The 25,209-nt window shown below is 60.6% G+C and carries 22 protein-coding genes; 17 read left to right on the forward strand and 5 right to left on the reverse strand.

The genetic code is table 11. The features are described from left to right. The first annotated feature begins 197 nt into the window (after positions 1-197). The gene (locus IHQ43_RS01130) at positions 198-1,211 is read left to right on the forward strand and encodes an ABC transporter substrate-binding protein (RefSeq protein WP_192563085.1); all 1,014 of its coding nucleotides are present in this window, start codon (positions 198-200) and stop codon (positions 1,209-1,211) included. A gap of 39 nt (positions 1,212-1,250) precedes the next feature. On the opposite strand, the gene IHQ43_RS01135 is transcribed toward IHQ43_RS01130, so the two are convergent. Continuing rightward, positions 1,251-2,171: a LysR family transcriptional regulator gene (locus IHQ43_RS01135; RefSeq protein ID WP_041475105.1), complete on the reverse strand. Its 921-nt coding sequence runs from the start codon at positions 2,169-2,171 to the stop codon at positions 1,251-1,253. A 180-nt stretch (positions 2,172-2,351) separates the two neighbouring features. On the opposite strand from IHQ43_RS01135, the gene IHQ43_RS01140 reads away from it, so the two are divergent. Further along, complete coding sequence (locus IHQ43_RS01140) at positions 2,352-3,272, forward strand: TauD/TfdA dioxygenase family protein (RefSeq protein ID WP_192563086.1); 921 nt, start codon at positions 2,352-2,354, stop codon at positions 3,270-3,272. 87 nt (positions 3,273-3,359) lie between these two features. Here the strand turns inward: IHQ43_RS01140 and IHQ43_RS01145 are convergent, their stop codons facing one another. Together IHQ43_RS01145 and IHQ43_RS01150 are read right to left on the reverse strand one after the other, a co-directional pair. Next, complete coding sequence (locus IHQ43_RS01145) at positions 3,360-4,970, reverse strand: alkaline phosphatase family protein (RefSeq protein WP_192563087.1); 1,611 nt, start codon at positions 4,968-4,970, stop codon at positions 3,360-3,362. Between the two features lie 216 nt (positions 4,971-5,186). Next, positions 5,187-6,131, reverse strand: coding sequence for a LysR family transcriptional regulator (locus IHQ43_RS01150; protein WP_192563088.1), 945 nt, complete (start codon positions 6,129-6,131; stop codon positions 5,187-5,189). A 165-nt stretch (positions 6,132-6,296) separates the two neighbouring features. Between IHQ43_RS01150 and IHQ43_RS01155 the strand changes: the two genes are divergently transcribed. Next, positions 6,297-8,657, forward strand: a complete 2,361-nt coding sequence (locus tag IHQ43_RS01155) for a TonB-dependent receptor (RefSeq protein WP_192563089.1) — start codon at positions 6,297-6,299, stop codon at positions 8,655-8,657. A 16-nt stretch (positions 8,658-8,673) separates the two neighbouring features. Here the strand turns inward: IHQ43_RS01155 and IHQ43_RS01160 are convergent, their stop codons facing one another. Further along, positions 8,674-9,039, reverse strand: coding sequence for a hypothetical protein (locus IHQ43_RS01160; RefSeq protein ID WP_192563090.1), 366 nt, complete (start codon positions 9,037-9,039; stop codon positions 8,674-8,676). Positions 9,040-9,436: 397 nt separating this feature from the next. Here IHQ43_RS01160 and IHQ43_RS01165 point away from each other — a divergent pair, with 397 nt between their 5' ends. The 11 genes from IHQ43_RS01165 to IHQ43_RS01215 all read left to right on the forward strand — a co-directional run bounded on the left by IHQ43_RS01165 (position 9,437) and on the right by IHQ43_RS01215 (position 18,445). Beyond that, positions 9,437-9,763, forward strand: coding sequence for a hypothetical protein (locus tag IHQ43_RS01165; RefSeq protein WP_008081769.1), 327 nt, complete (start codon positions 9,437-9,439; stop codon positions 9,761-9,763). 380 nt (positions 9,764-10,143) lie between these two features. Then, the gene (locus IHQ43_RS01170) at positions 10,144-10,956 is read left to right on the forward strand and encodes an energy transducer TonB (protein WP_192563091.1); all 813 of its coding nucleotides are present in this window, start codon (positions 10,144-10,146) and stop codon (positions 10,954-10,956) included. Between the two features lie 86 nt (positions 10,957-11,042). Next, positions 11,043-11,768 (forward strand): MotA/TolQ/ExbB proton channel family protein, encoded by a 726-nt coding sequence (locus tag IHQ43_RS01175; protein ID WP_085608585.1) that lies wholly within the window; start codon positions 11,043-11,045, stop codon positions 11,766-11,768. Position 11,769: 1 nt separating this feature from the next. Beyond that, entirely contained in the window at positions 11,770-12,171 is a 402-nt protein-coding gene (locus tag IHQ43_RS01180) for an ExbD/TolR family protein (RefSeq protein ID WP_003220570.1), read from the forward strand. Between the two features lie 169 nt (positions 12,172-12,340). Continuing rightward, positions 12,341-12,922, forward strand: a complete 582-nt coding sequence (locus IHQ43_RS01185) for an alpha/beta hydrolase (protein ID WP_192563092.1) — start codon at positions 12,341-12,343, stop codon at positions 12,920-12,922. A 56-nt stretch (positions 12,923-12,978) separates the two neighbouring features. After that, positions 12,979-13,911 carry a sigma 54-interacting transcriptional regulator gene (locus IHQ43_RS01190; protein ID WP_192563093.1) on the forward strand — a complete coding sequence of 311 codons (933 nt, stop codon included), beginning with the start codon at positions 12,979-12,981 and terminating at the stop codon, positions 13,909-13,911. A 164-nt stretch (positions 13,912-14,075) separates the two neighbouring features. Beyond that, positions 14,076-14,873, forward strand: a complete 798-nt coding sequence (locus IHQ43_RS01195; RefSeq protein WP_011331930.1) for a MetQ/NlpA family ABC transporter substrate-binding protein — start codon at positions 14,076-14,078, stop codon at positions 14,871-14,873. 597 nt (positions 14,874-15,470) lie between these two features. Next, positions 15,471-16,136, forward strand: coding sequence for an amino acid ABC transporter permease (locus IHQ43_RS01200; protein ID WP_007918712.1), 666 nt, complete (start codon positions 15,471-15,473; stop codon positions 16,134-16,136). Further along, a complete protein-coding gene (locus IHQ43_RS01205) occupies positions 16,117-16,776 on the forward strand; it encodes an amino acid ABC transporter permease (RefSeq protein WP_192563094.1) in 660 nt (219 codons plus the stop codon). Before IHQ43_RS01200 ends, IHQ43_RS01205 begins: the two co-directional genes overlap by 20 nt. After that, the gene (locus IHQ43_RS01210; RefSeq protein ID WP_192563095.1) at positions 16,773-17,570 is read left to right on the forward strand and encodes an amino acid ABC transporter ATP-binding protein; all 798 of its coding nucleotides are present in this window, start codon (positions 16,773-16,775) and stop codon (positions 17,568-17,570) included. Before IHQ43_RS01205 ends, IHQ43_RS01210 begins: the two co-directional genes overlap by 4 nt. Beyond that, complete coding sequence (locus IHQ43_RS01215) at positions 17,567-18,445, forward strand: transporter substrate-binding domain-containing protein (protein ID WP_192563096.1); 879 nt, start codon at positions 17,567-17,569, stop codon at positions 18,443-18,445. The genes IHQ43_RS01210 and IHQ43_RS01215 overlap by 4 nt, the downstream gene beginning before the upstream one ends. 144 nt (positions 18,446-18,589) lie before the next feature. Here the strand turns inward: IHQ43_RS01215 and IHQ43_RS01220 are convergent, their stop codons facing one another. After that, positions 18,590-19,750: an AAA family ATPase gene (locus IHQ43_RS01220; RefSeq protein WP_192563097.1), complete on the reverse strand. Its 1,161-nt coding sequence runs from the start codon at positions 19,748-19,750 to the stop codon at positions 18,590-18,592. A gap of 218 nt (positions 19,751-19,968) precedes the next feature. Here IHQ43_RS01220 and IHQ43_RS01225 point away from each other — a divergent pair, with 218 nt between their 5' ends. The 3 genes from IHQ43_RS01225 to IHQ43_RS01235 are packed head-to-tail and all read left to right on the forward strand — an operon-like array spanning position 19,969 to position 25,183. Beyond that, a complete protein-coding gene (locus IHQ43_RS01225) occupies positions 19,969-21,072 on the forward strand; it encodes an efflux RND transporter periplasmic adaptor subunit (RefSeq protein ID WP_192563098.1) in 1,104 nt (367 codons plus the stop codon). Further along, positions 21,069-22,133: an efflux RND transporter periplasmic adaptor subunit gene (locus tag IHQ43_RS01230; protein ID WP_192563099.1), complete on the forward strand. Its 1,065-nt coding sequence runs from the start codon at positions 21,069-21,071 to the stop codon at positions 22,131-22,133. The genes IHQ43_RS01225 and IHQ43_RS01230 overlap by 4 nt, the downstream gene beginning before the upstream one ends. Beyond that, positions 22,130-25,183, forward strand: a complete 3,054-nt coding sequence (locus tag IHQ43_RS01235) for an efflux RND transporter permease subunit (RefSeq protein WP_192563100.1) — start codon at positions 22,130-22,132, stop codon at positions 25,181-25,183. Before IHQ43_RS01230 ends, IHQ43_RS01235 begins: the two co-directional genes overlap by 4 nt. The last annotated feature ends 26 nt before the right edge of the window (positions 25,184-25,209 follow it).

Below are 25,209 nucleotides of genomic sequence, written 5' to 3' on the forward strand. Positions count from 1 at the left end.
AGGCCTCCAGCCCTTCGCGCATCCAATGCATTCGAAGAATATTTTCGATGCTCTCCATGCATACGGCCCTGCATGTCCCGACTTTGCTGACTTAGCGTGAAAAGCTATAAAAATGTGCTTTTTAAGTATTTAAGCGCTGATGCGGATTGCGCCTACTTTCGGCTCCTCAATGCCCGTCGTGATCAGGAGCCGCACCCATGAACCTTCCCTTCAAACGTGTCATCAGTCTGTTTGCCGCGCCGGCACTGGCGGGTCTGCTGGCGTTCAGCGTCCACGCCGACGAGCTCAAGGAAATCCGGATTGCCGTGCCTGATCTGAGCGCCGGCACCCAGCACAGTGGCGGCGGAATCGTGGACGTATTGCGCGATCAGCAGATCTTCGAAAAGGCCTTCGCCGATCAGGGCATCAAGATTCAGTGGAGCTTTTTCAAGGGCGCTGGACCTGTGATCAACGAGGCGTTCGCCAACGGCCAGGTGGACCTGGCCTATCTGGGGGATCTGGCGGCCATCATCGGCAAGTCCAACGGTCTGGATACGCGCCTGCTCAGCGCCAGCGCCCGGGGTGTGAAGCAATACCTGGGTGTGGTGCCGGGTTCGGGGATCAAGACGCTGCAGGATCTCAAAGGCAAGCGCGTGGCGATCTTCCGGGGCACCGCGACCCAGTTGTCGTTCGATGCGGCGCTGGCCAGCGTGGGCCTGAGCGAGAAGGACGTGAAAGTGATCAACCTCGATTTCAACGCAGCGGTTGCCGCGTTGGCGGCGAAGCAGATCGATGCGTCGTGGGGCAGCTCCGGTCTGACTGCCTTGCAGGCCAAGGGCCTGGCCGAACTGCCCCTGAACACCAAAGACCTCGGCGGCGCCGGCAGCGTGCAGTCGGTACTGGTGGGCACCGGCAACTTTGTCGACGGGCATCCGGAAGTCGTCGCGAAGCTGCTCAAGGCGCAGCAACAAGCAGTGCAGTGGCTGACGCAGGACAGCAACAAGGACGCCTACGTGCAACTGGTCTCGGGGCTGGCGAGCTATCCGCCGGTCATCCTCACCCGGGATCTGAAGGATCAGAACCTGAGTGAAGTGTTCCCGTCGACACTGGATCCGCTGTTCCTCGAAAACCTGCAGGGCAAGGTGGATCTGGCGGCGCAGCAGAAGCTGATTCGCAAGCCGTTCAAGGTGAACGAGTGGGTGGCGCCCGAGCTGGCGGCTGCGAAGCTCTGAGTCATGCGGTCATTCCCGCGCAGAGCGTGGGAATGACCCTCAAACCGCGACGCTGATGGCCTGTTTATCCACCGCCACCAGCGTCTCGATCATCGCCCGCGCCGCCGGTGACAGCCGGAATCCCGTGCGGCTGACGATCCCGCACCGTGCATTCATGCTCTCCAGGTTCTGCGGCAGATTGCGCCAGTGCAGCAGCGCCAGCGAGCCCTGGGCGATGTCTTCGACAAACGCTTCCTCGGTGCCCACGCCAATCGCGTTGGATTGCAGCACCACTTTCACCAGTGCCGGAAAATGCTCGGTCTCGATGGTTGGGGAAAAATCGATCCGGCCGCTGAGGTTCGCCAGCAGTTTGCGAATGCCCGGCGGGATCAGCGTGGTCGCCAGCGGGTAGTCGAACATGTCGTTGGTCGACAGGCTTTCCTTGGCTAGCAGCGGATGCCCCGGCCGGCAGAAAAATACTCCGCGCTTGGGCGTCAGCGGCTGGGTCTGGAAGTTTGGGTCGGACTCGAAATGGCGGATGTCGGCGATGAAGAATTCGATCTCTTCGCGGCTCAGGGCGCGGCTGAGTTTTTCCCAGTTATCCACCTGAAAGCAGGTGCGCACTTTCGGGTGCGCATTGATGAATTGCGCCACCGCGTCCGGCACCAGTTTCACCGCCGGCGCCGGGCCACAACCGAAGTGCAGTTCGCCAGCGTCGAGCTTGGTCATTTGCGTCACTTCGGCGCTGAGCAATGCCGCGCCCTGTACCAGCGTCAGGGCGTGTTGCAGCACCACCTGGCCTTCGGGTGTGGGGCGCAGATCCTTGTTGCCGCGATCCACCAGCACGCAGCCGAACTCCTGCTCCAGCCCTTGAATGCTGCGGCTGAACGCCGGTTGAGTGATGCCCATGGCGTCGGCCGCGCGGACAAAACTGCGGTGTTCGTTGAGGGCGATGAAGTAGCGCAACTGGCGAAGATCCATATGCTTTTCCGGCATCCTAAAAATAGCTCGAAGGCATTTGCGACGAGGTTGCTTGAGGTTTTAAATGCAAGCTCTTATTCCGTCAACGAAGCATGCGAATATCTATTAGATGTAAATGGAATATAGATAGAGCGTTGTTTCGCTGCCGTCCAACCGCAAGCAGTCGATGAGGGTCTACCCATGAGCAATGCCGCACTCGCTGTAAAACCCGCTGTCCACGCGCTGGACATTCATCCGGTGGCCGGCCGTATCGGCGCCGAAATCCGTGGCGTGCACCTGTCCGGTGAGCTGGATGCCGCGACGGTTGAAGCCATTCAACAGGCGCTGATCCAGTACAAGGTCGTGTTCTTCCGCGAGCAGACCCAGCTCGACGATCAACGTCAGGAAGCCTTCGCGCATCTGCTCGGCGAGCCGGTGGCGCACCCGACCGTGCCGTCCCGCGAGGGCACCCGTTACCTGCTGGAGCTGGACGGCGCCGAAGGGCAGCGCGCCAACTCCTGGCACACCGACGTGACCTTCGTCGATGCCTACCCGAAAGCGTCCATCCTGCGCTCGGTGGTGGCTCCGGCGTTCGGCGGCGACACCCTCTGGGCGAACACCGCGACGGCGTACAACGAACTGCCGACCGAATTGCGTGAGCTGGCAGACAAACTGGTGGCCGTGCACAGCAACGAGTACGACTACGCCGCCGTGAAGCCGGACGTTTCGGCCGAGAAGCTTGAGCGCTATCGGAAGATCTTCACCTCGACCGTTTACGAGACCGAGCATCCGGTGGTTCGCGTACACCCGATCAGCGGCGAAAAGAGCTTGTTGCTCGGGCATTTCGTCAAGCGCATCAAGGGTTATTCCCAGGCTGATTCAGCGCACTTGTTTGGCTTGTTGCAAAGTCATGTGATCCGCCAGGAGAACGTCGTGCGCTGGCGCTGGAAGGCCGGGGATGTGGCGATCTGGGATAACCGTTCGACGCAGCATTATGCGATTGATGATTACGGCACTCAGGATCGGGTGGTGCGTCGGGTGACGCTGAAAGGGGAGGTGCCGGTCGGGGCTTCGGGGCAGCGTAGTCAGACCGTCAAAGGCGCTGAAATCGTTGGCGTCTGATCGGGCCTCATCGCGAGCAAGCTCGCTCCCACAAGTTTGCGGTGCACGCAAATTCTGTGGGAGCTGGCTTGCCAGCGATGCCTTTAATTACCAGACACCGATCTGAACGAGCTTCTCGGTCTCCGGCTCCCCATAGCGAAACCGCTGCCCACGCAAATCGATCTCCTGATGACTGATGGTCGTGCGCCGCTTCAACCCGCGCACCCACTCGAACAGATACCCCGCATGTTCCTCACGCACCGCTGCATACGCCGGATCTGCGCCCAGATCCTGCAGCTCCCGCGGATCATCCAACAGATCAAACAGCTGCGGCCTGAAGCCGTCGTACGCCAGGTATTTCCAGCGCTCGCTGCGCACCATGGTCATGCGGCAGCGGTCGATCGGCTGGCCCAGTCGCTCCCGCGCCGGGGCCTGAAAGGCGTAGTCGTATTCGCTGATCGCATAGCGGCGCCAGTCAGGGTTTTCACCGTGCAGCAGTGGAATCCACGAGCGGCCTTCCAGTCGATGCTCCGCGCCCGTCACGCCCAGCGCTTCGAGAAAGGTCGGCACGCCGTCAATGGTTTCCGCCAGGCGTTCATCGACCGTGCCCCGCGTGATATCCGCCGCCGCACGCGGGTCGCGCACGATCAATGGCACGCCCACCGCTTGCTCCAGCAAAAACTCCTTCTCACCCAGCCAGTGATCGCCCAGAAAGTCGCCGTGATCGCTGGTGAACACGATCAGCGTGTCCTCCCAGCGACCGTTGCTTTGCAGGAAATCGAACAGCCGCCCCAACTGATCATCAACCTGTTTGACCAGGCCCATGTACGTCGGGATCACGTTCAGTCGTACCGGATCTTTGGAGAAATTCAGGCTTTCCTCATGCTGGCAAAAGGCCTGATAGACGGGGTGGTCGCTTGGAGAGGCATTACGTACCGGCTCGAGAATCGATTTCGTACTGTACAAAGTGTGGTACGGCGCCGGTACGATGTAGGGCCAGTGGGGTTTGATATAGGACAGGTGTAAAAACCACGGTTTTTCACCTTGCTCACTGATGAAGTCGATGGCTCGATTTGTAGTGTAGACAGTCTCTGAATGTTGCTCGGGAATTCGCGCTGGCAAATGGGCATTGCGCATTTTCCAGCCGCTGAGGATTTCGCCGTGGTCACCTTCAGCCGCGTTGGCCCAGTCGTGCCAGGGGTTACGCCCTTCGAAACCTTGCTCGCGCAGGTAATGGGTGTAGGGCGCGGATTCGCGTTTGTCATCGAACAGCGGGTCGTCGGGGAAGATGCCGTCGTGACGGACGTACGGCTCGAAGCCGACTTCGTTGAGCACTTCGGCCTGGGCGCTTTCGGGGTTGATCGCCAGCCGCTGCAAGGCATCGACGTTGGCCGTGGCGTGGGTCTTGCCGACCAGCGCAGTACGAATGCCGTGGGGGCGCAGGTAATCGCCGATGGTCAGTTCTTCCAGCGGCAGCGGCACGGCGTTCCACGCCACTTGATGGCTGCTGACATAGCGTCCGGTGTAGGCCGACATCCGCGACGGCCCGCAGATCGTGCCCTGGGTGTAGGCGCGGCTGAAGCGCACGCCGGCGGCGGCCAGGCGATCGATGTTCGGGGTGTGCAGGTGCGGGTGGCCGTAGCAGGACAGGTAATCGCGGCGCAGCTGATCGCACATGATGTACAGCACGTTGCGCACGGGGTTTTGCGGGTTGGACATGGGGGGCACCAGTCAGAAAGACAGGCGAGGTTTTTCGCTTTCGGCGAGGGTGTTCGGCAAGTGCATTCGGGGAATGCTTGCCATGCATGAAATGCATCGGCGCCTGCACAGGCCTCTTCGCGAGCAAGCTCGCTCCCACAGTGGTTTGTTGGCGGATAGAGAATTTGTGATCGACATCGATCCTGTGGGAGCGAGCTTGCTCACGAAGAGGTCAAGTCAGACGGCGAGGTTCGCCAGTGAACACACCTCTTCTTCCACCGCATCGATCGCCTTGATCTGCTCGATCATCGCCTCGGCCAACGGCGACAGCCGATACCCGGCGCGGCTGACGATTCCGTAACGGGTGTAAAGCTCCTCCAGATCATCCGCCAACCCTTCGACCTTCAAGCACACCAACTCACCCCGTGCCTGATGCAGTGCATCCGAATAGGCACCGACGATGCCGATCGCGTCGGAGCGCAGCACCACGCCGAGCAGGCTCGCACTGTTTTCGCACTCCACGTTCGGGACGAAATCCGGCCGGCCACTGAGGTCGACGATGACCTTGCGCAGGTTCGGCGGGCGAATGCTGACGGCCAGTGGATAACTCATCAATTGCTCGGCGGTGACCCGATCCAATGCGGACAGCGGATGCCCGGAGCGGCAGCAGAAATGCCATTTGCGCGGTCGCAACCGGTGGGTCAAATAATCCGGATCTGCCTCGAAGTGCCGAGTGTCGGCGACGAAGAATTCGAACTCCTCGCTCAGCAGTCGCTTGCTCAGGCTTTGCCAGTCATCGACCTGGTAATGCACCCGCGCTTTCGGGTAGCGACCGATGAAGCTGCCAATCGCTCGCGGGATCAAACCTGCAGCCGGCGCCGGGCCACAACCGAAGCGTAATTCCCCCGCCTCCAGGCCGTTGAACTGGCTGATCTCGTTGGCCATCTGCTGCGCACCGCTGACCAGTCGCCGCGCGTGTTCAAGCAGCACCTGGCCCTGTTTGGTCGGCGGCAATTCCTTGCGCCCGCGATCCACCAACTGGCAACCGACGCTGTGTTCCAGCGCCTGAATGCTGCGGCTGAACGCCGACTGCGACAGGTTCACCGCCTGCGCGCCGGCGACGAAGCTGCGTTGTTCGGCGAGGGCGATGAAGTGTCTGAGCTGGCGCAAGTCGATATGCATTTTTCACATAAAAAATATCCGGGAAATGCATTGGATATGCATTAGGTCGACTCCTTATAAAGGCAATCTCTTATGCAGTAAATCTTTGTAAAAACATAAATAAATAACTTAAAAGAATATGCGGCATGGAAGATGTCTGCGTGTTTTTTGACCAGGAGCAGCCCCATGAGTCCGTTGAACCTCGCTTCACCGCCGCCGCCACGACGGCTCAAACGTCTGCCTCTGGCCCTGTTGCTGGCGGGGAGTGCCAGCTGGACCCACGGCTACGCCACTGAAACGCAAACCCCTGAGCCGGCCTCGACAGGCAAGACCGCAACCGCCACTTCGCAACTGGAAACCGTGACCGTCACCACTCGCCGTCGCGAAGAAAGTTCTCAGGATGTCCCGACGCCGATGAGTGTGGTCAGCGGCCAGACTCTGGAGACGCAGCGGGTCTATCGGATTCAGGATCTGCAGCAACTGGTGCCCAGCGTCAACGTCGCCTACATGCATGCGCGCCAGTCCAGCGTGTCGATCCGGGGCCTGGGCAACAACCCGGCCAGCGATGGCCTGGAAGGCAGCGTCGGCCTGTACATCGACAACGTTTATCTGGGGCGCCCGGGGATGGCGGTGTTCGACCTGATGGACATCGAGCAACTGGAAGTCCTGCGCGGGCCGCAGGGGACGTTGTTCGGCAAGAACACCACCGCCGGGGTGATCAACATCAGCACCCGCGCGCCGAGTTTCACCCCGGAGCGCAGCATCGAAACCTCGGTCGGCGAGGACGGTTACTTCCAGACCAAGGGCACGCTTTCGGGGCCGCTCAACGATCAACTGGCCGGGCGCATTTCCGCCTATCGCACCCGCAGCGATGGCGACATCAAAAACGAATTCAACGGCCATGACCTGAACGGCGGATCCCGCGACGGCTTCCGTGCGCAGTTGCTGTTCAAGCCCAACGAAAACTTCAATCTGCGCTGGATCGGTGATTACAACGAAGAGGATTCCAGCGCCGGCACCCGCGTGTTGTACAACACCGGGCCGACCATCAATGGCGTCAATCTCTACTCGGCCCGTGCTGCCGCTGCCGGCGCGACGCTGGTCAACGGCTCGCACCGCAAGGTCAATCTGGACAATGACCAGCACGTCACCGTGCATCAGGGCGGCACGTCGGTGGAGGCCAACTGGACCCTGCCGAGCGACTTCACCCTGACCTCGGTCAGCTCCTACCGCTTCTGGAATTTCACCCCGCGCAACGATGATGGCCTCAACGTGCCGGCGACCTACAACGCCGGGGTGTCGGTGGAGGACAAACAGTATTCCCAGGAATTTCGCCTCGCATCGCCCAAAGGCGAGTTCTTCGATTACGTCCTCGGTGCCTACTATTTCGGTTCGGATCTGGACAACAAATCCTTCGCCTATTACGGCCCGCAGGCAGATATCTGGAACGGCACACCACGGGGCGCGCTGGCCAACGTCAACAGCGTCGGCCGTGGCCATATCAAGACCGACAGTTTCGCGTTGTTCGCTCAAGGCACCTGGCACCTGACCCCGCGTCTGGATTTCACCGCCGGGGTGCGTGGCACCTATGAAGAAAAGAACGCCTGGGTCAATCGTGATGCGCCGGTCGGTGGCGCCGCTGTCACGGGTGCTGCAGCCACCGCGCGACGCGGCCGGACTGGCGCCTACGATTCCGGTGATCTGAATCAATACAGCTCCAGCCCGTCCGGATTGCTCAACCTGAGTTATCGCTTCACCGATGATCTGCTCGGCTACGCCACGCTGTCTCACGGCGAGAAATCCGGTGGGGTCAACCTTGTGGTCGGCTCGGCCCCGACCGCTGGGGCCGACTCGCTGCTGATCGGCACCGAGCGCGCCAACAACGCCGAACTCGGCTTCAAGAGCACGCTGTGGGATCGGCGTTTGCAGCTCAACGCCAACGTGTTCTGGACTCAGGTCAACGCGTACCAGACCAACGCCTACGACGACGTCAACCGTGTGCAATACCTGACCAACGCCGGTTCAGTGCGCTCGCGCGGGGTGGAATTCGAAAGCACCTTGATTCCGCTCCGCGGCCTGACGCTGAACTTCAACGGCTCGTACAACGACGTCAGCTATCTCTCCTACAAGGACGCGCCGTGCCCGCCCGAAGTCAGCCAGGCGCCGGGTGCCCCTGCCTCTTGCGACCTGAGCGGCCATCAGGTTGTAGGCGCCTCGAAATGGATCGGCAACGCCAACGGCAAATACGAATGGAATCTGGCCAACGGTCTGCAGCCTTACGTCACCGGCAGCTACGCGTTCCGCTCCAAAGCGGTGGGCACAGTCGAAGATTCCGACTACGGCCAGATCCCGAGTTACGCGGTGGTCAATCTCTCCACCGGCCTGCGCGGCGATTTCAATCAAGGTCAATGGGACGTCTCGCTGTGGTTGAAAAACGCCTTCGACAAAACCTATTACACGACCCTGTGGACCGGCGGCAACGGCGGCTATGAAGGCCTGCTCGGTACGCCGCGTACCCTCGGTGTCACCGGTCGCTACGACTTCTGAGGCCTTGCGCGGGACGTCACTGTACTGTCAGGCAAAGCTCGCTTTTGCACTTGGCGCTTTGTCCTTCGGAGATTACGAACAGGATTTTCGAATCCTTTCCGGTGGGCGTCAGGGTTACGACACCTTTCGAGTAATCCGAAGTCCAGGAATCTTTGGGTTGCACGAGATTTTTTGTTCCTCCCTGGAAGACATTGATCGGGGCGGCGGTTTTGTTATGAACCGATACCGAAAGGGCAAGCTGTGACCCCGAGCGGGGCGCGATCTCTTGAACAGGTACGACGTTGAGCTGGTCGTTGGTCTGCGCCGTGGTATCGGCCTGTACGACCTGCATGCAGGCCGGAACCATCAGAAGTAGAGAGCTGATCAGGCGTATGGCATTCATGGCGAATCTCCTTGAACAGATAGATAAACCCGGTACATCGGTTTTATTTATGAGACAAGGGCGAGGACCTGTCACCTGTCAAACTTGACAGGTATAGCGTTTTTACATGTAGTCCCCGATGGTTTGGTCATCGCGATCAACGTGCAAACAGGCCTGATGCAGTATTGGATATGCCATGAGCGGGGAGTAGATGAGCAACCGCTGTTAGATTAAATGCTATCAATGTTTGTCAGGTTCGAAATAAGTCATGAGCGATTTTATCAGTGCATATAGCAATTTCGTTGAAGAGTCGCGTGGACAATAAATGAATGTCCAACCATCCTGAGTGTCGTGAGTTTCCAGGAGGGAACTTGCTCTCATCGGAAGAAACTTATCCAACGATAAAGGAAATCTCGTTATGTCGAGCATTAATGGCAACTATGTAAACGCTAACGCTGGCGCCAAACTGACGATTACCGATGGCAACGACTCCAACGGCACCTTCAGCGGAAAGTTCAGCCAGAACGGCGTGAACTACGACATCGCGTACGGTCACTACCACTTCCAGAACAGCACCGGGCAGCCTACGATCATTACTTTCGCGGCTCTGAATGAAGGCACTGGCTATCAGTCCTGGACGCTGTTCTCGCCGGATCACAACTACTCGAAAGTTCGTGCGGTGGGTTCTCGCACCAACTTTGACGGTGATGTAGTCGGTCTGGCCGGGGAGTTTGTGAAGCAATAAGAAGTTTCGTAGATCGAAGGCCGATGCATTAAACATGCATCGGCCTTTTTGTTTGTATTTTAGAAAACTCGTCAATTATCACCTTGGTATTAGTTGTCACTGAATCCCGGGTCATCGATAACCCGATGCCTTGGATGAATACTTTTTATGCCGGGAAAGCATGTTGATTTCGACGAATCGCTGGACGCCTTGCGGGCCGTGGCTTTGGCGGAAATGACCGCTTCATATATTCCATAAACGTCTATTCATAACATGAAAAATTACTTTCGGAGATAAGCCTCCAGCCCCAATGATTGACCCATCGATCACGCCGTGGGGGATTCAACAAGCGGCGAATCGGCTACGCGAAAAAACGCAAAGAGACCGCAGGGAGTAAATCAATGGGCAATGTCCAGACCGCCGCCAGTGCACAGGAGGTGCTGTGGCGCCAGGCGCCGAGCGGCGAGTTGGTCGATCTCGGCCGGCCCCATCGTGTGCCGTTGGGGCAGCTGCGTTTGCAGCGCGCGCCCAAGGGCATTCTGAGCCGCCGCGAAACGATTCTGCTCGGTGTTCTGGCGCTGGTGGTGCATGGCGCGGTGATCTACTGGATCAACCAGCATCCGACACCGGCGCTGCCGATCGTGCCGCCGGAAATTCCACCGATGACCATCGAGTTTTCGCGCCCGGCACCCCCGGCGCCGCCTGTGGTTGTACCGCCGCCACCGGCACCTGTGGTCGAGCCACCGCCGCCAGTGGAAGACGAACTGGCAACCAAGCCACCACCGAAACCGAAGCCGACTCCCAAACCGAAACCGGTCGCCAAACCCGTACCGAAACCGGCGCCAAAAGTGGTCGAGCAACCACCGGCTCCGCCACAACCGGCCGCCCCGGTCGCCGCGCCAGCGCCACCTGCACCACCGGCACCTGCTCCGGTGACGCCGGCCTCGGCCAACGCGGCGTACCTGAAGAACCCGGCGCCTGAGTATCCATCGCTGGCCCAGCGTCGCGGTTGGGAAGGCACGGTGTTGCTGCGGGTACACGTACTGGCCAGCGGCAAACCGGGCGAGATCCAGATTCAGAAAAGCAGTGGCCGGCAACAGCTCGACGACGCGGCGCTGGACGCCGTGAAGCGCTGGAGCTTCGTGCCGGCCAAGCAGGGTGATGTCGCCCAGGACGGCTGGGTCAGCGTACCCATCGATTTCAAGATTCATTAATTGGTAATCAGCCGGCTTTATTCTCGCGGTGTGTCTGTAACCGTCATCGCGAGCAAGCTCGGCTCCCACACACGAGGGAACACATCATGACGTTACTGGCATCTCCACTGGAATCCATCGAAAGCGCGGTGATCTGGCTGCTGGTGGTCTTCTCCGTCGCCACTTGGGGCCTGGCATTGCTCAAGGCGCTGCAGTTCGGCCGGTTGAAGGCGCAGGACCGCAAATTTCACAAGCGCTTCTGGGCGGCGTCGAGTCTGGACTCCGCCGCCGAGTTGAGCGAAACCCAGCCCGGCGCGGCAGCGCGGGTGGCACAGGCCGGTTATGCGGCGATTCAGGTGGGCGAGGCGCCACAGGCCAATGACCTGAGCCAGGCGATCAACCATCAGGATCGTCTTGAGCGAGCCTTGCGCCAGCAGATCGTCCGCGAACGCCGTTCGCTGGAAACCGGTCTGGCGGTGGTCGCGAGTATTGGCAGCACCTCGCCGTTCATTGGTCTGTTCGGCACGGTGTGGGGAATCATGGAAGCGTTGAAAGGCATCAGCGCGGCAGGTTCGGCGAGCCTCGAAACGGTCGCGGGGCCCATCGGTGCAGCGCTGGTCGCCACCGGTGTGGGGATCGCGGTCGCGGTGCCGGCGGTGCTGGTTTACAACTACTTTTTGCGTCGTCTGAAACTGACGGCGGCGGACCTGGACGACTTTGCCCACGACTTCTACAGCCTGGCGCAAAAGAGCGCGTTCCGCGTGCTGATCCACCCGACCGCGCACAAGGCTGCGGCCCAGGGCAATGCAACAAAAGTGAAGGAGGCGTCCTGATATGGCCTTCTCCACGCAAGACAGCGACGAGGTGCTGAGCGAGATCAACGTGACGCCGCTGGTGGACGTGATGCTGGTGCTGCTGGTGGTGTTCATCGTCACCGCGCCGCTGCTGACCAACGCGATACCGATCAACCTGCCGAAGACCGAAGCGGTGGCGCCGGTCGAGCAGAAAGACCCGTTGGTGGTGAGCATCGACGGTGCGGGAAAACTGTTTATCAACAAGGACGAAATCCAGCCGGATCTGCTGGAGTTCAACCTCAAGTCAGCCAAGGCCAAGGACCCGGAAGTGCGCGTGCAATTGCAGGCCGACGACGGGGTGAATTACGGCGAAGTGGCGCGAGCCATGGCTTCGATTGAGCGGGCGGGCATCACCAAGCTGTCGGTGATCACTGCACGATAAGGGTTTCACGTTTTTCCGGGGCCGTCTCCTTGGCAGGGTGCGGCCCCTTTTTTTGCCCAATGCTTAATATTCCTTTAGGGTCTTAATAAATAGCTTCTTATTCCTTAACGAATATAAATCCCGTCCCTATACTCGTTCAGGAACAGACACGACGCAGGAGAGCTCCCCCATGCGCAACGAATCAATCCGTTATCTGATTGTGCCGGGCTGGCAAGGATCGCCAGAAGATCATTGGCAAACCCACTGGCAGAACAGCCTGCCCAACAGCGCGCGGGTGGAGCAGGCCGACTGGCTGACGCCGCGTCGTGAAGACTGGGTCGCGGCGCTGGCCGAGGCGATTGCCGCCGACAGCTCGCCGGTGATTCTCATCGCGCACAGTCTGGGCTGCATCACCGTGGCGCACTGGGCGGCCACCGCGCCACTGCAGCATTTGCGTCAGGTGCGCGGGGCGCTGCTGGTCGCACCGGCGGATGTCGAGCGTCCGGCGTGCGTGCCGGCACTGCGCAATTTCGCGCCGATCCCGACCGATCTGTTGCCGTTCCCGAGCCAGGTTGTCAGCTCCGATAACGACGCCGCCGTCAGTGCGCCGCGTGCGCTGGAACTGGCGCGCAACTGGGGTGCCGAGGCTGGGATTCTCGCGGGCGCAGGTCATATCAACGTGAAGTCCGGGCATCAACGCTGGGAGCAGGGATTCGCGTATCTGTATCGCCTGCAAAACCGCATGGAACACCACGCCCGGCGCCGTGCCTGACCACTTTTATTTTTTCAACGCCCCCGTCTCCCGGCGATTTGGGGCGGGAGTCTGCCATGAGTTTTGAAACCTTCGGCCAGCCGTTGCTGACCTTTCCCGATGCGGAAAAAAGTCCCCTGAGCATTCGTGCCAAGGCGCTGGTGTTCGTCGATCCACGCTCGCGCCAGTTGCGCGAAGAAATGGCCCAGCTCGCACCGCGCTCGATCTCGGTGTTGATTCGCGGCGAGACCGGCACCGGCAAGGAATTGCTCGCCCGTCATATTCACCGCGCCAGTGATCGCAGCGGCTTGTTTGTCTCGGTCAATTGCGGCGCGATCAGCCCGACCTACGCCGATGCCGAATTGTTCGGCTACGCCGCCGGCAGCTACAGCGGCTCGGCCAGCAGTCGCGCCGGCTGGTTCGGCTCGGCCAACGGCGGCACCTTGTACCTGGACGAGATCGGCGACCTGCCGCTGCCGATCCAGATCAAATTGCTTTCCGCCCTGGAGAACCACGAAGTCACCCGCGTCGGCGCTCATCAACCAAGCCCGGTGGACGTGCGCCTGGTCGCTGCGACCAGCATCGATCTGGCGCAAGCGGTGGCGGCGGGGAAATTCCACGAGCGGCTTTATCACTATCTCGGCGAGGGGCATCTGGAACTGCCGGCGTTGCGCGCGCGGGTCGGCGACATTCTGTCGTTGGCCGAGTACTTCCTCGGCATCTATAGCCAGCGCCTGGATCTGCCGGTGCCGCTGATCAGCGAAGCGGCGCAGCAGGTGCTGGAACAGCACAGCTGGCCGGGCAACACCCGGGAGCTGGAAAACGTCATTCATTTTGCGCTGCTGGTGAGCACCGGCGATGAAATCCTGCCGGAGCACCTGAACCTGCCCGAGGTGTCTGGGCCGCTGGTTCAGATCGAACGTCAGGTGGCGAGCATCAGCCTAAACGGCACCGTCGACGAACGTAAGGCATTGAAAGAATTGCTGTTGAGCCTGAGCGAGGCGTTGTAACCATTTTGTTCAACATGAACAAAATGGAATATGAAGCTGAATAAACGTTATTGTCCGGGAATAAAAAATCCCGGTATTGTCCGCTTCACGCCAGCAGTAGCACATCGCTGGCACACGTATTAATGCCGTCGTCGATGACGACCGATTTTCGATAAGGACACTGCATGAAAAAGGTTCTGTTGTTTACCGCATTGGCGGCTGCTCTGACTGCTTCCCTGGCCCAGGCCGGCGAGAAACTGGTTGTCGCGGCGACCCCGGTTCCGCACGCCGAGATCCTCGAGCTGATCAAACCGACCCTCGCCAAAGAAGGCGTGGATCTGGAAATCAAGGTCTTCACCGACTACGTACAGCCGAACGTGCAGGTTGGCGAGAAGCGTCTGGACGCCAACTACTTCCAGACCAAGCCTTACCTGGACAGCTTCAACGCCGGTAAATACAAGGACGACAAGGCCAAGTACCTGGTGACCGTGCAAGGCGTCCACGTTGAACCGTTCGGTGGCTACTCGAGCAAGTACAAGACCCTGGCCGAACTGCCGGACGGCGCCACCATCGCCATCCCGAACGAAGGCAGCAACAGCGGTCGTGCACTGATTCTGCTGCAGAAAGCCGGCCTGATCGAACTGAAAGATCCGAAGAACGCCCTGGCCACGCCAAAAGACATCGCCAAGAACCCGCACAACTTCAAGTTCAAGGAACTGGAGTCGGCCCTGCTGCCGCGTGTTCTGAAAGAAGTCGACCTGGACATGATCAACACCAACTACGCGCTGGAAGCCAAGTTGAACCCGACCAAGGACGCCCTGGTGATCGAAGGCGCGGATTCGCCTTACGTGAACTTCCTGGTCGCCCGTGAAGACAACAAGAACAGCGACGCCATCAAGAAACTGGCCGCTGCCCTGACCAGCCCTGAAGTCAAAGCGTTCATCGAGAAGAAGTACAACGGCGCGGTATTGCCGGCGTTCTGATCCGACGCAGCAACAACCCCCTTCAAGGTTGAAAAAACGCCGATGGCCAGTGATGGTCATCGGCGTTTTTGTGTGTGCCTCAGCGATGATCGTTCCCACGCTCTGCGTGGGAATGCCTCATCGGACGCTCTGCGTTCGGCTCTTGATGGGACGCGGAGCGTCCCGGTCTGCATTCCCACGCGGACGGTTCGACGCCTCGACGTGGGAGCGATCGAAGTGGGGGCTACGCAGCGCTGGTTTTCAACGCTCTGCGCAAGGCCACCAGCCATTTCACGAAATCCTGCGGGTCCGGTCGCTGCGGCACTTTTACGTCCATGTTCTCTTCCTTGTTATGGGGTTGGCCGGGGGAGTCTGGCCAAAAGCTGTTCGTCCTTGGAGGGCTTTTACGAAAAAAAGATCCGTCCTACAGCGAAAGGAAAAATAGCCTTCTTATTCTGTCGGAGCAAACCCGCAGGATAGTTTTTTGCGTGATATCAATATGCTTTAACGGTATTTAAATTCTTTTTCTTATGCCTTTAAAGTCGGTGCCTGCCGGACAGTTACCCGCTGTCCATGGACTGCACCACCGTCGCTTACCGAGCGGCGTCAGGATGTTTCATGACCTTCGATTACGCTTTTATCCTCAGCACCCTGCCGGCGTTTCTCAAGGCCGTGGGCGTGACGCTGCAGGTCGGTTTGATCGCCATCGGCACCTCGCTGCTGGTGGCATTGCTCAATGCGACGATTCTGGTGTTCCGCACGCCTTACCTGCAAAAACTGGTCGGGCTGTATGTGGAGCTGGCGCGCAACACGCCGCTGCTGATCCAGTTGTTCTTCGTCTATTTCGCGTTGCCGGCCCTTGGGATCAAGGTGTCCGGATTCACCGCCGCGATCATCACCATGACTTTCCTCGGCGGCGCCTACCTCACTGAAGTGCTGCGTGCCGGCGTCGATGCGGTGCCTCAGGCGCAGCTTGAATCGGGCCGCTCCATCGGCCTGTCCCATGGCCAGTTGCTGCGCTACGTGATCCTGCCGCAAGCGGGCATCCTCAGCCTGCCGTCGCTGTTCGCCAATTTCATTTTCCTGCTCAAGGAGACCACCGTGGTCTCGGCCGTGGCGGTGCCGGAAATTCTCTACACCACCAAGAGCTACATCGCGCTCTACTACAAAACCTACGAAATGCTCGCCGTGCTGACGCTGATCTGCGTGCTGTTGTTCTTGCCGCTGTCGCTGCTGTTGAGCCGTCTGGAAAGGAGGCTCCAGCATGGCCAGTTCGGGTCTTGAACTGCTCTGGGTGTCGTTGCCGCAATTGGCCAAAGGCGCCGGGCAAACCCTGTCGATCTCGTTCCTGAGCATCGCCATCAGCACCGTCGGCGGCGTGCTCTACGGCGTGCTGCGCACGCTCAATGTGAGGTGGCTGAACGCGCTGCTGCGAATCTATCTGGAGCTGTTCCGGGCAATCCCGGTGCTGGTCTGGTTGTACCTGCTGTTTTTCGGCCTGCCGATTTTCTTCGGCCTGAGCCTGCCGAGCTTCTGGTGCGCGGTGCTGGTGCTGTCGCTGTGGGGCGCCAGCGAGGTCGGCGAAGTGGCGCGTGGTGCGCTGCATTCGTTGCCGCGCGGGCAGCGTGAAGCGGGGCTGTCGATCGGTCTGAACGCGGTCCAGCTCTACGGCTACGTACTGCTGCCCCAGGCGCTGAAACGCATGACGCCACCGACCATCAACGTCTACACGCGGATCATCAAGACCAGTTCGCTGGCGGTGCTGATCGGCGTCGTCGATGTGATCAAGGTCGGTCAGCAAATCATCGAGCGCACCTACGAATCGATGCTGATCTATGGCGCGCTGTTCCTGTTTTTCTTTTTCATCTGCTACCCGCTGTCGGCCGCCTCGCGCGTGCTGGAGCGGCGCTGGACGCAAGCATGAGCGCATTGATCGAGTTTCAGGGTTTCAACAAATTCTTCGGCGAACAGCAGGTGCTCAAGGGCATCGACCTGCGAGTGAAATCCGGCGAAGTCATCGTCATCCTCGGCCCCAGCGGCTGCGGCAAAAGTACCCTGCTGCGTTGCCTGAACGGCCTGGAAACTGCCCACAGCGGCCATCTGAAATTCGCCGGTCGCGAATTGCTGGACAAGGCCACCGACTGGCGCGAAGTGCGTCAGCAGATCGGCATGGTGTTCCAGAGTTATCACCTGTTCCCGCACATGAGCGTGCTCGACAATTTGCTGCTCGGCCCGCTCAAGGTGCAGAAGCGTGAACGCCGCGAAGCACAGCAACAAGCCGAAGCGTTGCTTGAACGCGTGGGCCTGTCGGACAAGCGCGACGCCTTCCCGCGCCAGCTCTCCGGCGGCCAGCAGCAACGCATCGCCATCGTCCGCTCGTTGTGCATGAACCCGCGGGTCATGCTCTTCGACGAAGTCACCGCCGCCCTTGATCCGGAGATGGTCAAGGAGGTGCTGGAAGTGATTCAGGGCCTGGCCCGCGAAGGCATGACCCTGTTGATCGTCACCCACGAAATGGCCTTCGCCCGCGCGGTGGCCGACCGCATCGTGTTCATGGATGGCGGGCGCATCCTTGAACAGAACCCGCCCGAGCTTTTCTTTACGAACCCGCAAACCGCACGCGCGCAGCAGTTCCTGGAGAAGTTCTCCTACGTCGAAGCGCTGACTTCAACGACTTCGCCCACAACGACTCAAACCAAGGAACTGGAACTGCCATGAAAACTGCCAAAGCCCTATTCGCTTTACCGCTGATCAGCCTCGCGCTGCTGGCCGGCTGCAACAAGACCGAAGAACCGGCCAAGCCGAAGGTCGCCAGTGAAAGCACCGCGCCGGCCGGTTACCTGGACAAGATCAAGGCCCGCGACAAACTGATCGTCGGCGTGTTCACCGACAAGCCGCCGTTCGGTTTCGTCAACGAAGCGGGGCGTTACGTCGGCTTCGATACCGACATCGGCCGTCAATTCGCCAAGGATCTGCTGGGCGACGAAAACAAGGTCGAGTTCGTGGCCGTGGAACCGGCGAGCCGTATTCCGTTCCTGCAAAGCGACAAGGTCGACCTGATCCTCGCCAACATGACCGTGACTCCGGAGCGCAAGGAAGCGGTGGAATTCACCAACCCGAACCTCAAGGTCGCGGTGCAGGCGCTGGTGCCGCAGGGCAGCGAAGTGAAGAAACTGGATGACCTGGCGACCCGCACCACCATCGTCACCACCGGCACTACCGCCGATATCTGGCTGACCAAGAACCACCCGGACTGGAAACTGCTGAAGTTCGAGAAAAACTCCGAGTCCCTGCAAGCCCTGGCCAACGGCCGTGGCGATGCCTACGCGCAGGACAATCTGGTGCTGTTCAGCTGGGCCAAGCAGAACCCGGGCTACCGTGTGCTGGACGAAAAACTTGGCGCCGAAGCGCCGATTGCACCGGCGGTGAAGAAGGGCAACATCGAATTGCGCGATTGGGTGAACGTGGAGTTGGCCAAGCTGGGTGAAGAGAAATACCTGCTCAAGCTGTATGACCAATATGTGCGCAAAGAGCTGAGTGATGACACCAAGCCTGAGAGCGTGATTGTTGAAGGCGGGAAGTGGCAGGGTTAACTCCCTGACAGATGATCGTTCCCACGCTCCGCGTGGGAATGCAGCCCGTGACGCTCCGCGTCACTGGACGCGGAGCGTCCCCAGAGGCATTCCCACGCAGAGCGTGGGAACGATCAGATACGGTGTGGGAACGATCATGTGAGGCTAATCAGGCCAGTTCCACGCCGGCTCATCCAGAACCCTCTGCCCGACGATTCCCGTCTGGCCGAGGGTTTTTTCCAGCACGATGCAATTGCATTCCGGGTCTTCCTGCAACGCCGAAATCAATCGCCGGGCATGGGACACCACCCACACCTGACACTGCTCCGAAACCCGGATAATCAGACGCGCCAGCGCCGGCAGCAAATCCGGATGCAGGCTGGTTTCCGGTTCGTTCAGCACCATCAGCGATGGCGGGCGTGGCGTCAGCAGCGCGGCGACCAGCAGCAGATAGCGCAACGTGCCATCCGACAGTTCCGCCGCCGACAACGGCCGCAGCAATCCTTCCTGAAAAAACTCGATGGCAAAGCGTCCGCCCGCCAGCGGCGCGATGTTCAGACGTGCGCCGGGAAATGCATCGCTGATCGCCGCCTGCAGCGCCTCGGGATCGCCGATCTCGCGGATGGTCTGCAACGCGGCCGCCAGATCGCGCCCGTCGTGATGCAGCACCGGCGTGCGTGTGCCCAGTTGCGGCTGGCGCACCGGGGCGTCGGCGTCGCTGCGAAAGTGATCGTAGAAGCGCCAGCGGCGGATGAACTCACGCATCTGGAACACTTCCGGCGAGGTGCGCAGGCTGCCGACCTGATCGAACAGGCTGTCGAAGTTCGGCGTGTGCTGGGCCAGTACGTCCCAGCTGCGACCGTCGCGGGTACGGATCATCGGCCCGTCGCGATCCACCAGCAGACTGGCCGGACGATAAAGCGGCCCGGCCCAGATGCATTCCTTTTTGATTTCCGGGTCGAGGGAAAAGAACGAACGGCTCGGCTCCGGCAATCCCAGGGCAATCGAATAGCTGAAATCTTCCCCGGCAAAGCCCAGGCGCAGGCGTTTGACACCCTGGCGCACGGTGGACTGGATCGGTACTTCACCGTTGCGCATGCGTCGGCTGATGGTTTCCGGCCCGGCCCAGAAGGTCGAGTCGAGACCACCCTCCCGGGCCAGCGCATTGACTACGCCGCCCTGAGCGGTTTCCGCCAGCAGTCGCAGCGCCCGGTAAAGGTTGGACTTGCCGCTGCCGTTGGGGCCGGTGATCAGGTTCAGGCGGCCCAGCGGGATTACCAATTTATTGATCGAGCGGTAATTGGCCACCGCGAGGGTCTTGAGCATTGAATCCTCGTTGATCGTTCCCACGCTGTGCGTGGGAATGCATCTGCGTCAAAGGCAGACGCGGAGCGTCCATGGCGGCGTTACCACGCAGACGGTTCGACGCCTCGACGTGGGAACGATCGCAGGGAGTATAAGATTCGCGCACACAGACTCGGAACCCTGTTCTAAGCTCACAGTCGTATCGTCACTTGCACGTTCGTACACAGGAAGGAGTCTGCATGGCGAGTCCCGGATTGAAAACAGCGGTCATGCTGAGTCTGTTCGCTTTGTTGAGCGCGTGCGGCGAGAAAAAGGCCCCCGCCGAGTACCTGCCCAGGGTCTTCGTGCAGGAGGTGAACCCCGCCAATTACGCTGCCGCTGTGACCCTCACCGGCGATGTGCAGGCGCGTGTGCAGACCGAACTGTCGTTCCGGGTCGGCGGCAAGATCATCCAGCGCATGGTCGATGTCGGTGACCGCGTCTCGGCCAAACAAGTGCTGGCCAAACTCGATCCGAAGGATTTGCAGACCAGCGTCGATTCCGCCCAGGCCCAGGTGGTGGCCGAGCAGGCGCGGGTCAAACAGAGCGCCGCCGCGTTCGTCCGCCAGCAGAAACTGTTGCCCAAGGGCTACACCAGCCAGAGCGAATACGATTCCGCGCAGGCCGCACTGCGCAGCAGCCAGAGTGCCTTGAGCGCGGCCCAGGCGCAGTTGGCCAACGCCAAGGATCAATTGAGCTACACCTCGCTGATCGCCGATGCACCGGGCGTCATCACCGAACGTCAGGCCGAAGTCGGTCAGGTGGTTCAGGCCACGGCACCGATTTTCAGCCTGGCCCGGGACGGTGACCGCGACGCCGTGTTCAACGTTTACGAATCCCTGCTGGCCGAGCGGCCGGCGGAGCGCTCGATTGTTGTCAGCCTGCTCGACAACCCCGCCATCAAGACCACCGGCACCGTGCGTGAAATCACCCCGGCGGTGTCCGCGCAGTCCGGCACGGTGCAGGTCAAGGTCAGCCTCGACAGCCTGCCGCAGGGGATGCAACTGGGCTCGGTGGTGAGCGCCACGGCCAAGGGCACCGGCAAGTCGGCGGTTGAATTGCCGTGGTCGGCGCTGACCAAGAACATCAGCGATCCGGCGGTGTGGATGGTTGACGACAAAGGCGAAGCGCAGTTGCACAACGTCACCGTCAGCCGCTACCTGATCGGCAAAGTCATCATCAGCGAGGGCCTCAAGGGCGGGGAGAAAGTCATTGTCGCGGGAGGGCAGTTGCTGCATCCGGGGATGAAGGTCGAAATTGCCGAAAACACCTACAAGGATCTGCAACCGGGAGCACAGCCATGAAGCGTCTGGGGCTGTTATCCATTGGCGTGTTGCTGGCCGCCTGCTCGAAAAGCGAGCCACCGCCGGAACCGGTACGGCCGGTGTTGTCGGTCAAGGTCGAAGCAATGAGCGAGGAAAACCTCGGGCGTTTCGCCGGCAGCATTCAGGCGCGCTATGAAAGCAACACCGGTTTTCGTGTCGGCGGGCGCATTGCCAGCCGCAACGTCGATGTCGGTACCGAGGTGCAGAAGGGCACGCTGCTCGCCACCCTCGATCCGTCCGACCAGCAGAACCAGTTGCGTTCGGCCCAGGGCGACCTGGCCAGGGTTCAGGCCCAACTGATCAATGCCCAGGCCAATGCCCGCCGTCAGCAAGCGCTGTTTGATCGCGGCGTGGGTGCGCAGGCGCAACTGGACATTGCCATGACCGACCTGAAAACCACCCAGGCTTCGCTGGATCAGGCGCGGGCGGCAGTCAATCAAAGCAAGGATCAACTCGACTACACCGAGTTGCGCTCCGATCACAAAGCCGTGGTGACCGCGTGGAACGCCGAGGCCGGGCAAGTAGTGACGGCGGGCCAGCAAGTGGTGACCCTGGCGCAACCGGACATCAAGGAAGCGGTGATCGATCTGCCGGACACCCTGGTCGATGAGATCCCGTCCGACGTGGTGTTTCTGGTGGCCGGGCAGCTCGACCCGAGCATCAACACCACGGCCACCCTGCGCGAGATCGAACCGCAGGCACAAAGCGCAACGCGCACCCGACGCGCGCGGTTGACTCTGGCCAATACGCCTGACGGCTTCCGCCTTGGCACGGCGATCAGCGTCACCCTCAGCTCGGCGATCAAGCCGCGTATCGAATTGCCCGTCACAGCGTTGCAGGAGGTCGATGGCAAACCGCGAATCTGGGTCATCGACACCCAAAGCAAAACCGTCAACCCGCGCGACGTCAGCGTGATCAGCCGCACCGACAGCAGCGTGGTGCTCGCGGGGGGCGTGAAGAACGGCGAGCGTGTGGTCAGCGCCGGCGTCAACAGTCTCAAACCCGGACAATCCGTGAAACTTGACGAGGACAGTCAATGAAAGGCTCTTTCAATCTCTCCGAATGGGCCCTCAAGCATCAGTCTTTCGTCTGGTATCTGATGTTCGTCGGATTGCTCATGGGGGTGTTCTCCTACTTCAATCTGGGGCGCGAGGAAGACCCGTCGTTCACCATCAAGACCATGGTGATCCAGACCAAATGGCCGGGCGCGACCCAAGAGGAAACCCTCAAGCAGGTCACCGACCGCATCGAGAAAAAACTCGAAGAGCTCGACTCCCTCGATTACGTGAAAAGCTACACGCGCCCCGGCGAATCGACGGTGTACGTGTACCTGCGCGACACCACCAGCGCCAAGGACATTCCGGAAATCTGGTACCAGGTGCGCAAGAAGATCAACGACATTCGCGGACAGTTTCCGCAAGGCATTCAGGGGCCTGGATTCAACGACGAATTCGGTGACGTGTTCGGCTCGGTGTACGCCTTCACCGCCGACGGCCTGACCATGCGCCAGTTGCGCGACTACGTGGAGCAGGCGCGGGCCGAGATCCGCAATGTGCCGGGGCTGGGCAAGATCGAGATGATCGGTCAGCAGGACGAAGTGCTCTACCTGAACTTCTCGACCCGCAAACTCGCGGCGCTGGGCATCGATCAACGCCAGGTGGTGCAGAGCCTGCAATCGCAGAACGCCGTGACCCCGGCCGGTGTCATCGAGGCGGGGCCCGAGCGGATTTCGGTGCGGACTTCGGGGCAGTTCGCTTCGGAGAAAGACCTGGCCGAGGTCAATCTCAAGCTCAACGACCGCTTCTATCGCCTGGCCGATGTGGCCGATATCAGCCGTGGCTACGTCGACCCGGCCACACCGGAATTCCGTTTCGACGGCAAGCCGGCGATCGGTCTGGCGATTGCCATGCAGAAGGGCGGCAACGTCCAGGAGTTCGGCAAGGCCCTGCATAAACGCATCGATGAGCTGACGGCAGATCTGCCGGTCGGCGTGGGTGTGCACACGGTGTCCGATCAGGCGGTGGTGGTGGAGGAAGCCGTCGGCGGCTTCACCAGCGCGTTGTTCGAAGCGGTGGTGATCGTGCTGGTGGTCAGCTTCATCAGTCTCGGCGTGCGCGCCGGGCTGGTGGTGGCGTGCTCGATCCCGCTGGTGCTGGCGATGGTGTTCGTGTTCATGGAGTACAGCGGCATCACCATGCAGCGGATTTCCCTCGGCGCTCTGATCATTGCCCTCGGCCTGTTGGTGGACGATGCGATGATTACCGTGGAAATGATGGTCACGCGGCTGGAAATGGGCGAGAGCAAGGAGGAGGCGGCGACATTCGCCTACACCTCGACGGCGTTCCCGATGCTCACCGGTACGCTGGTGACGGTCGCCGGTTTCGTCCCCATCGGCCTCAACGCCAGTTCTGCCGGCGAGTACACCTACACGCTGTTCGCGGTGATTGCCGTGGCGATGATCGTGTCCTGGATCGTGGCGGTGTTCTTCGCACCGGTGATCGGCGTGCACATTCTCAGCACCAACGTGAAACCCCATGAGGCCGAGCCGGGGCGCGTTGGCCGCGCATTCAACGGCGGCTTGCTGTGGTGCATGCGCAATCGCTGGTGGGCCATCGGCATCACCGTGCTGTTGTTTGTGCTGGCGGTGTTCTGCATGCGCTTTGTGCAGAATCAGTTCTTCCCGTCCTCGGATCGACCGGAAATCCTCGTCGACCTCAACCTGCCGCAGAATGCCTCGATCGACGAGACCCGCAAGGCCGTCGACAAACTCGAGGCCACGCTCAAGGGCGACGCGGACATCGTGCGCTGGAGCACCTACATCGGCCAGGGTGCGATCCGTTTCTACCTGCCACTCGACCAGCAATTGCAGAACCCGTACTACGCGCAACTGGTGATCGTCAGCAAAGACTTCGAAGCCCGCGAGGCTTTGAGTCAGCGCCTGCGCGAACGGCTGCACAAGGACTTCGTCGGCATCGGCAGCTACGTGCAGGCGCTGGAAATGGGCCCGCCGGTGGGGCGTCCGATCCAGTACCGGATCAGCGGCAAGGACATCGATCAGGTGCGCAGGCACGCCATCGACCTGGCGACTGAGCTGGACAAGAACGAGCACATCGGCGAGATCATTTACGACTGGAACGAGCCGGGCAAGGTCCTGCGCATCGACATCGCCCAGGACAAGGCGCGCCAGCTCGGGCTGTCGTCCGAAGACGTGGCGAACCTGATGAACAGCATCGTCAGTGGCGCCCCGCTGACCCAGGTCAACGACGATATCTACCTGATCAACGTGGTCGGTCGCGCGGTGAGTTCGGAACGCGGTACGCCGGAAACCCTGCAGAACCTGCAGATCGTCACGCCCAACGGCACGTCGATTCCCTTGCTGGCCTTCGCCACGGTTCGTTACGAGCTGGAGCAGCCGCTGGTGTGGCGTCGTGACCGCCTGCCGACCATCACCATCAAGGCGTCGGTGCGTGACGAGATTCAGCCGACCGATCTGGTGAAAATCCTCAAGCCATCCATTGATGACTTCGCAGCCAAACTGCCAGTCGGCTACAAGGTCGCCACCGGCGGTACGGTCGAGGAGAGTGGCAAGGCGCAGGGGCCGATTGCCAAGGTGTTGCCGCTGATGCTGTTCCTGATGGCGACCTTCCTGATGATTCAGTTGCACAGCGTGCAGAAGCTGTTCCTGGTGGCCAGTGTCGCGCCACTGGGGCTGATCGGCGTGGTGCTGGCGCTGGTGCCGACCGGCACGCCGATGGGCTTCGTGGCGATCCTCGGGATTCTGGCGCTGATCGGCATCATCATCCGCAACTCGGTGATCCTCGTGACCCAGATCGACGAGTTCGAGCGCAAAGGCTACGCGCCGTGGGATGCGGTGGTGGAAGCGACGGAGCACCGGCGCCGGCCGATCCTGCTCACCGCAGCGGCGGCAAGCATGGGCATGATCCCGATCGCCCGGGAAGTGTTCTGGGGGCCGATGGCCTACGCGATGATCGGCGGGATCGTGATAGCGACCCTGCTGACGCTGCTGTTTCTACCGGCGCTGTACGTGGCCTGGTACAAGATTCGCGAGCCGAAGAAAGAGGCGCAGTAAGGCGAGCGCCTTGCGCTCATCGCCAA

The sequence above is a fragment of the Pseudomonas gozinkensis genome (genome assembly GCF_014863585.1).
Lineage (GTDB): Bacteria > Pseudomonadota > Gammaproteobacteria > Pseudomonadales > Pseudomonadaceae > Aquipseudomonas > Aquipseudomonas gozinkensis.

Coding starts and splice junctions, on each gene's coding strand:
- IHQ43_RS01225 (WP_192563098.1), top strand. CDS start 19,969: ATGGCGAGTCCCGGATTGAAAACAGCGGTCATGCTGAGTCTGTTCGCT.
- IHQ43_RS01175 (WP_085608585.1), top strand. CDS start 11,043: ATGACGTTACTGGCATCTCCACTGGAATCCATCGAAAGCGCGGTGATC.
- IHQ43_RS01230 (WP_192563099.1), top strand. CDS start 21,069: ATGAAGCGTCTGGGGCTGTTATCCATTGGCGTGTTGCTGGCCGCCTGC.
- IHQ43_RS01170 (WP_192563091.1), top strand. CDS start 10,144: ATGGGCAATGTCCAGACCGCCGCCAGTGCACAGGAGGTGCTGTGGCGC.
- IHQ43_RS01135 (WP_041475105.1), bottom strand. CDS start 2,171: ATGGATCTTCGCCAGTTGCGCTACTTCATCGCCCTCAACGAACACCGC.
- IHQ43_RS01205 (WP_192563094.1), top strand. CDS start 16,117: ATGGCCAGTTCGGGTCTTGAACTGCTCTGGGTGTCGTTGCCGCAATTG.
- IHQ43_RS01200 (WP_007918712.1), top strand. CDS start 15,471: ATGACCTTCGATTACGCTTTTATCCTCAGCACCCTGCCGGCGTTTCTC.
- IHQ43_RS01185 (WP_192563092.1), top strand. CDS start 12,341: ATGCGCAACGAATCAATCCGTTATCTGATTGTGCCGGGCTGGCAAGGA.
- IHQ43_RS01180 (WP_003220570.1), top strand. CDS start 11,770: ATGGCCTTCTCCACGCAAGACAGCGACGAGGTGCTGAGCGAGATCAAC.
- IHQ43_RS01220 (WP_192563097.1), bottom strand. CDS start 19,750: ATGCTCAAGACCCTCGCGGTGGCCAATTACCGCTCGATCAATAAATTG.
- IHQ43_RS01150 (WP_192563088.1), bottom strand. CDS start 6,131: ATGCATATCGACTTGCGCCAGCTCAGACACTTCATCGCCCTCGCCGAA.
- IHQ43_RS01145 (WP_192563087.1), bottom strand. CDS start 4,970: ATGTCCAACCCGCAAAACCCCGTGCGCAACGTGCTGTACATCATGTGC.
- IHQ43_RS01160 (WP_192563090.1), bottom strand. CDS start 9,039: ATGAATGCCATACGCCTGATCAGCTCTCTACTTCTGATGGTTCCGGCC.
- IHQ43_RS01190 (WP_192563093.1), top strand. CDS start 12,979: ATGAGTTTTGAAACCTTCGGCCAGCCGTTGCTGACCTTTCCCGATGCG.
- IHQ43_RS01210 (WP_192563095.1), top strand. CDS start 16,773: ATGAGCGCATTGATCGAGTTTCAGGGTTTCAACAAATTCTTCGGCGAA.
- IHQ43_RS01235 (WP_192563100.1), top strand. CDS start 22,130: ATGAAAGGCTCTTTCAATCTCTCCGAATGGGCCCTCAAGCATCAGTCT.
- IHQ43_RS01130 (WP_192563085.1), top strand. CDS start 198: ATGAACCTTCCCTTCAAACGTGTCATCAGTCTGTTTGCCGCGCCGGCA.
- IHQ43_RS01155 (WP_192563089.1), top strand. CDS start 6,297: ATGAGTCCGTTGAACCTCGCTTCACCGCCGCCGCCACGACGGCTCAAA.
- IHQ43_RS01195 (WP_011331930.1), top strand. CDS start 14,076: ATGAAAAAGGTTCTGTTGTTTACCGCATTGGCGGCTGCTCTGACTGCT.
- IHQ43_RS01215 (WP_192563096.1), top strand. CDS start 17,567: ATGAAAACTGCCAAAGCCCTATTCGCTTTACCGCTGATCAGCCTCGCG.
- IHQ43_RS01165 (WP_008081769.1), top strand. CDS start 9,437: ATGTCGAGCATTAATGGCAACTATGTAAACGCTAACGCTGGCGCCAAA.
- IHQ43_RS01140 (WP_192563086.1), top strand. CDS start 2,352: ATGAGCAATGCCGCACTCGCTGTAAAACCCGCTGTCCACGCGCTGGAC.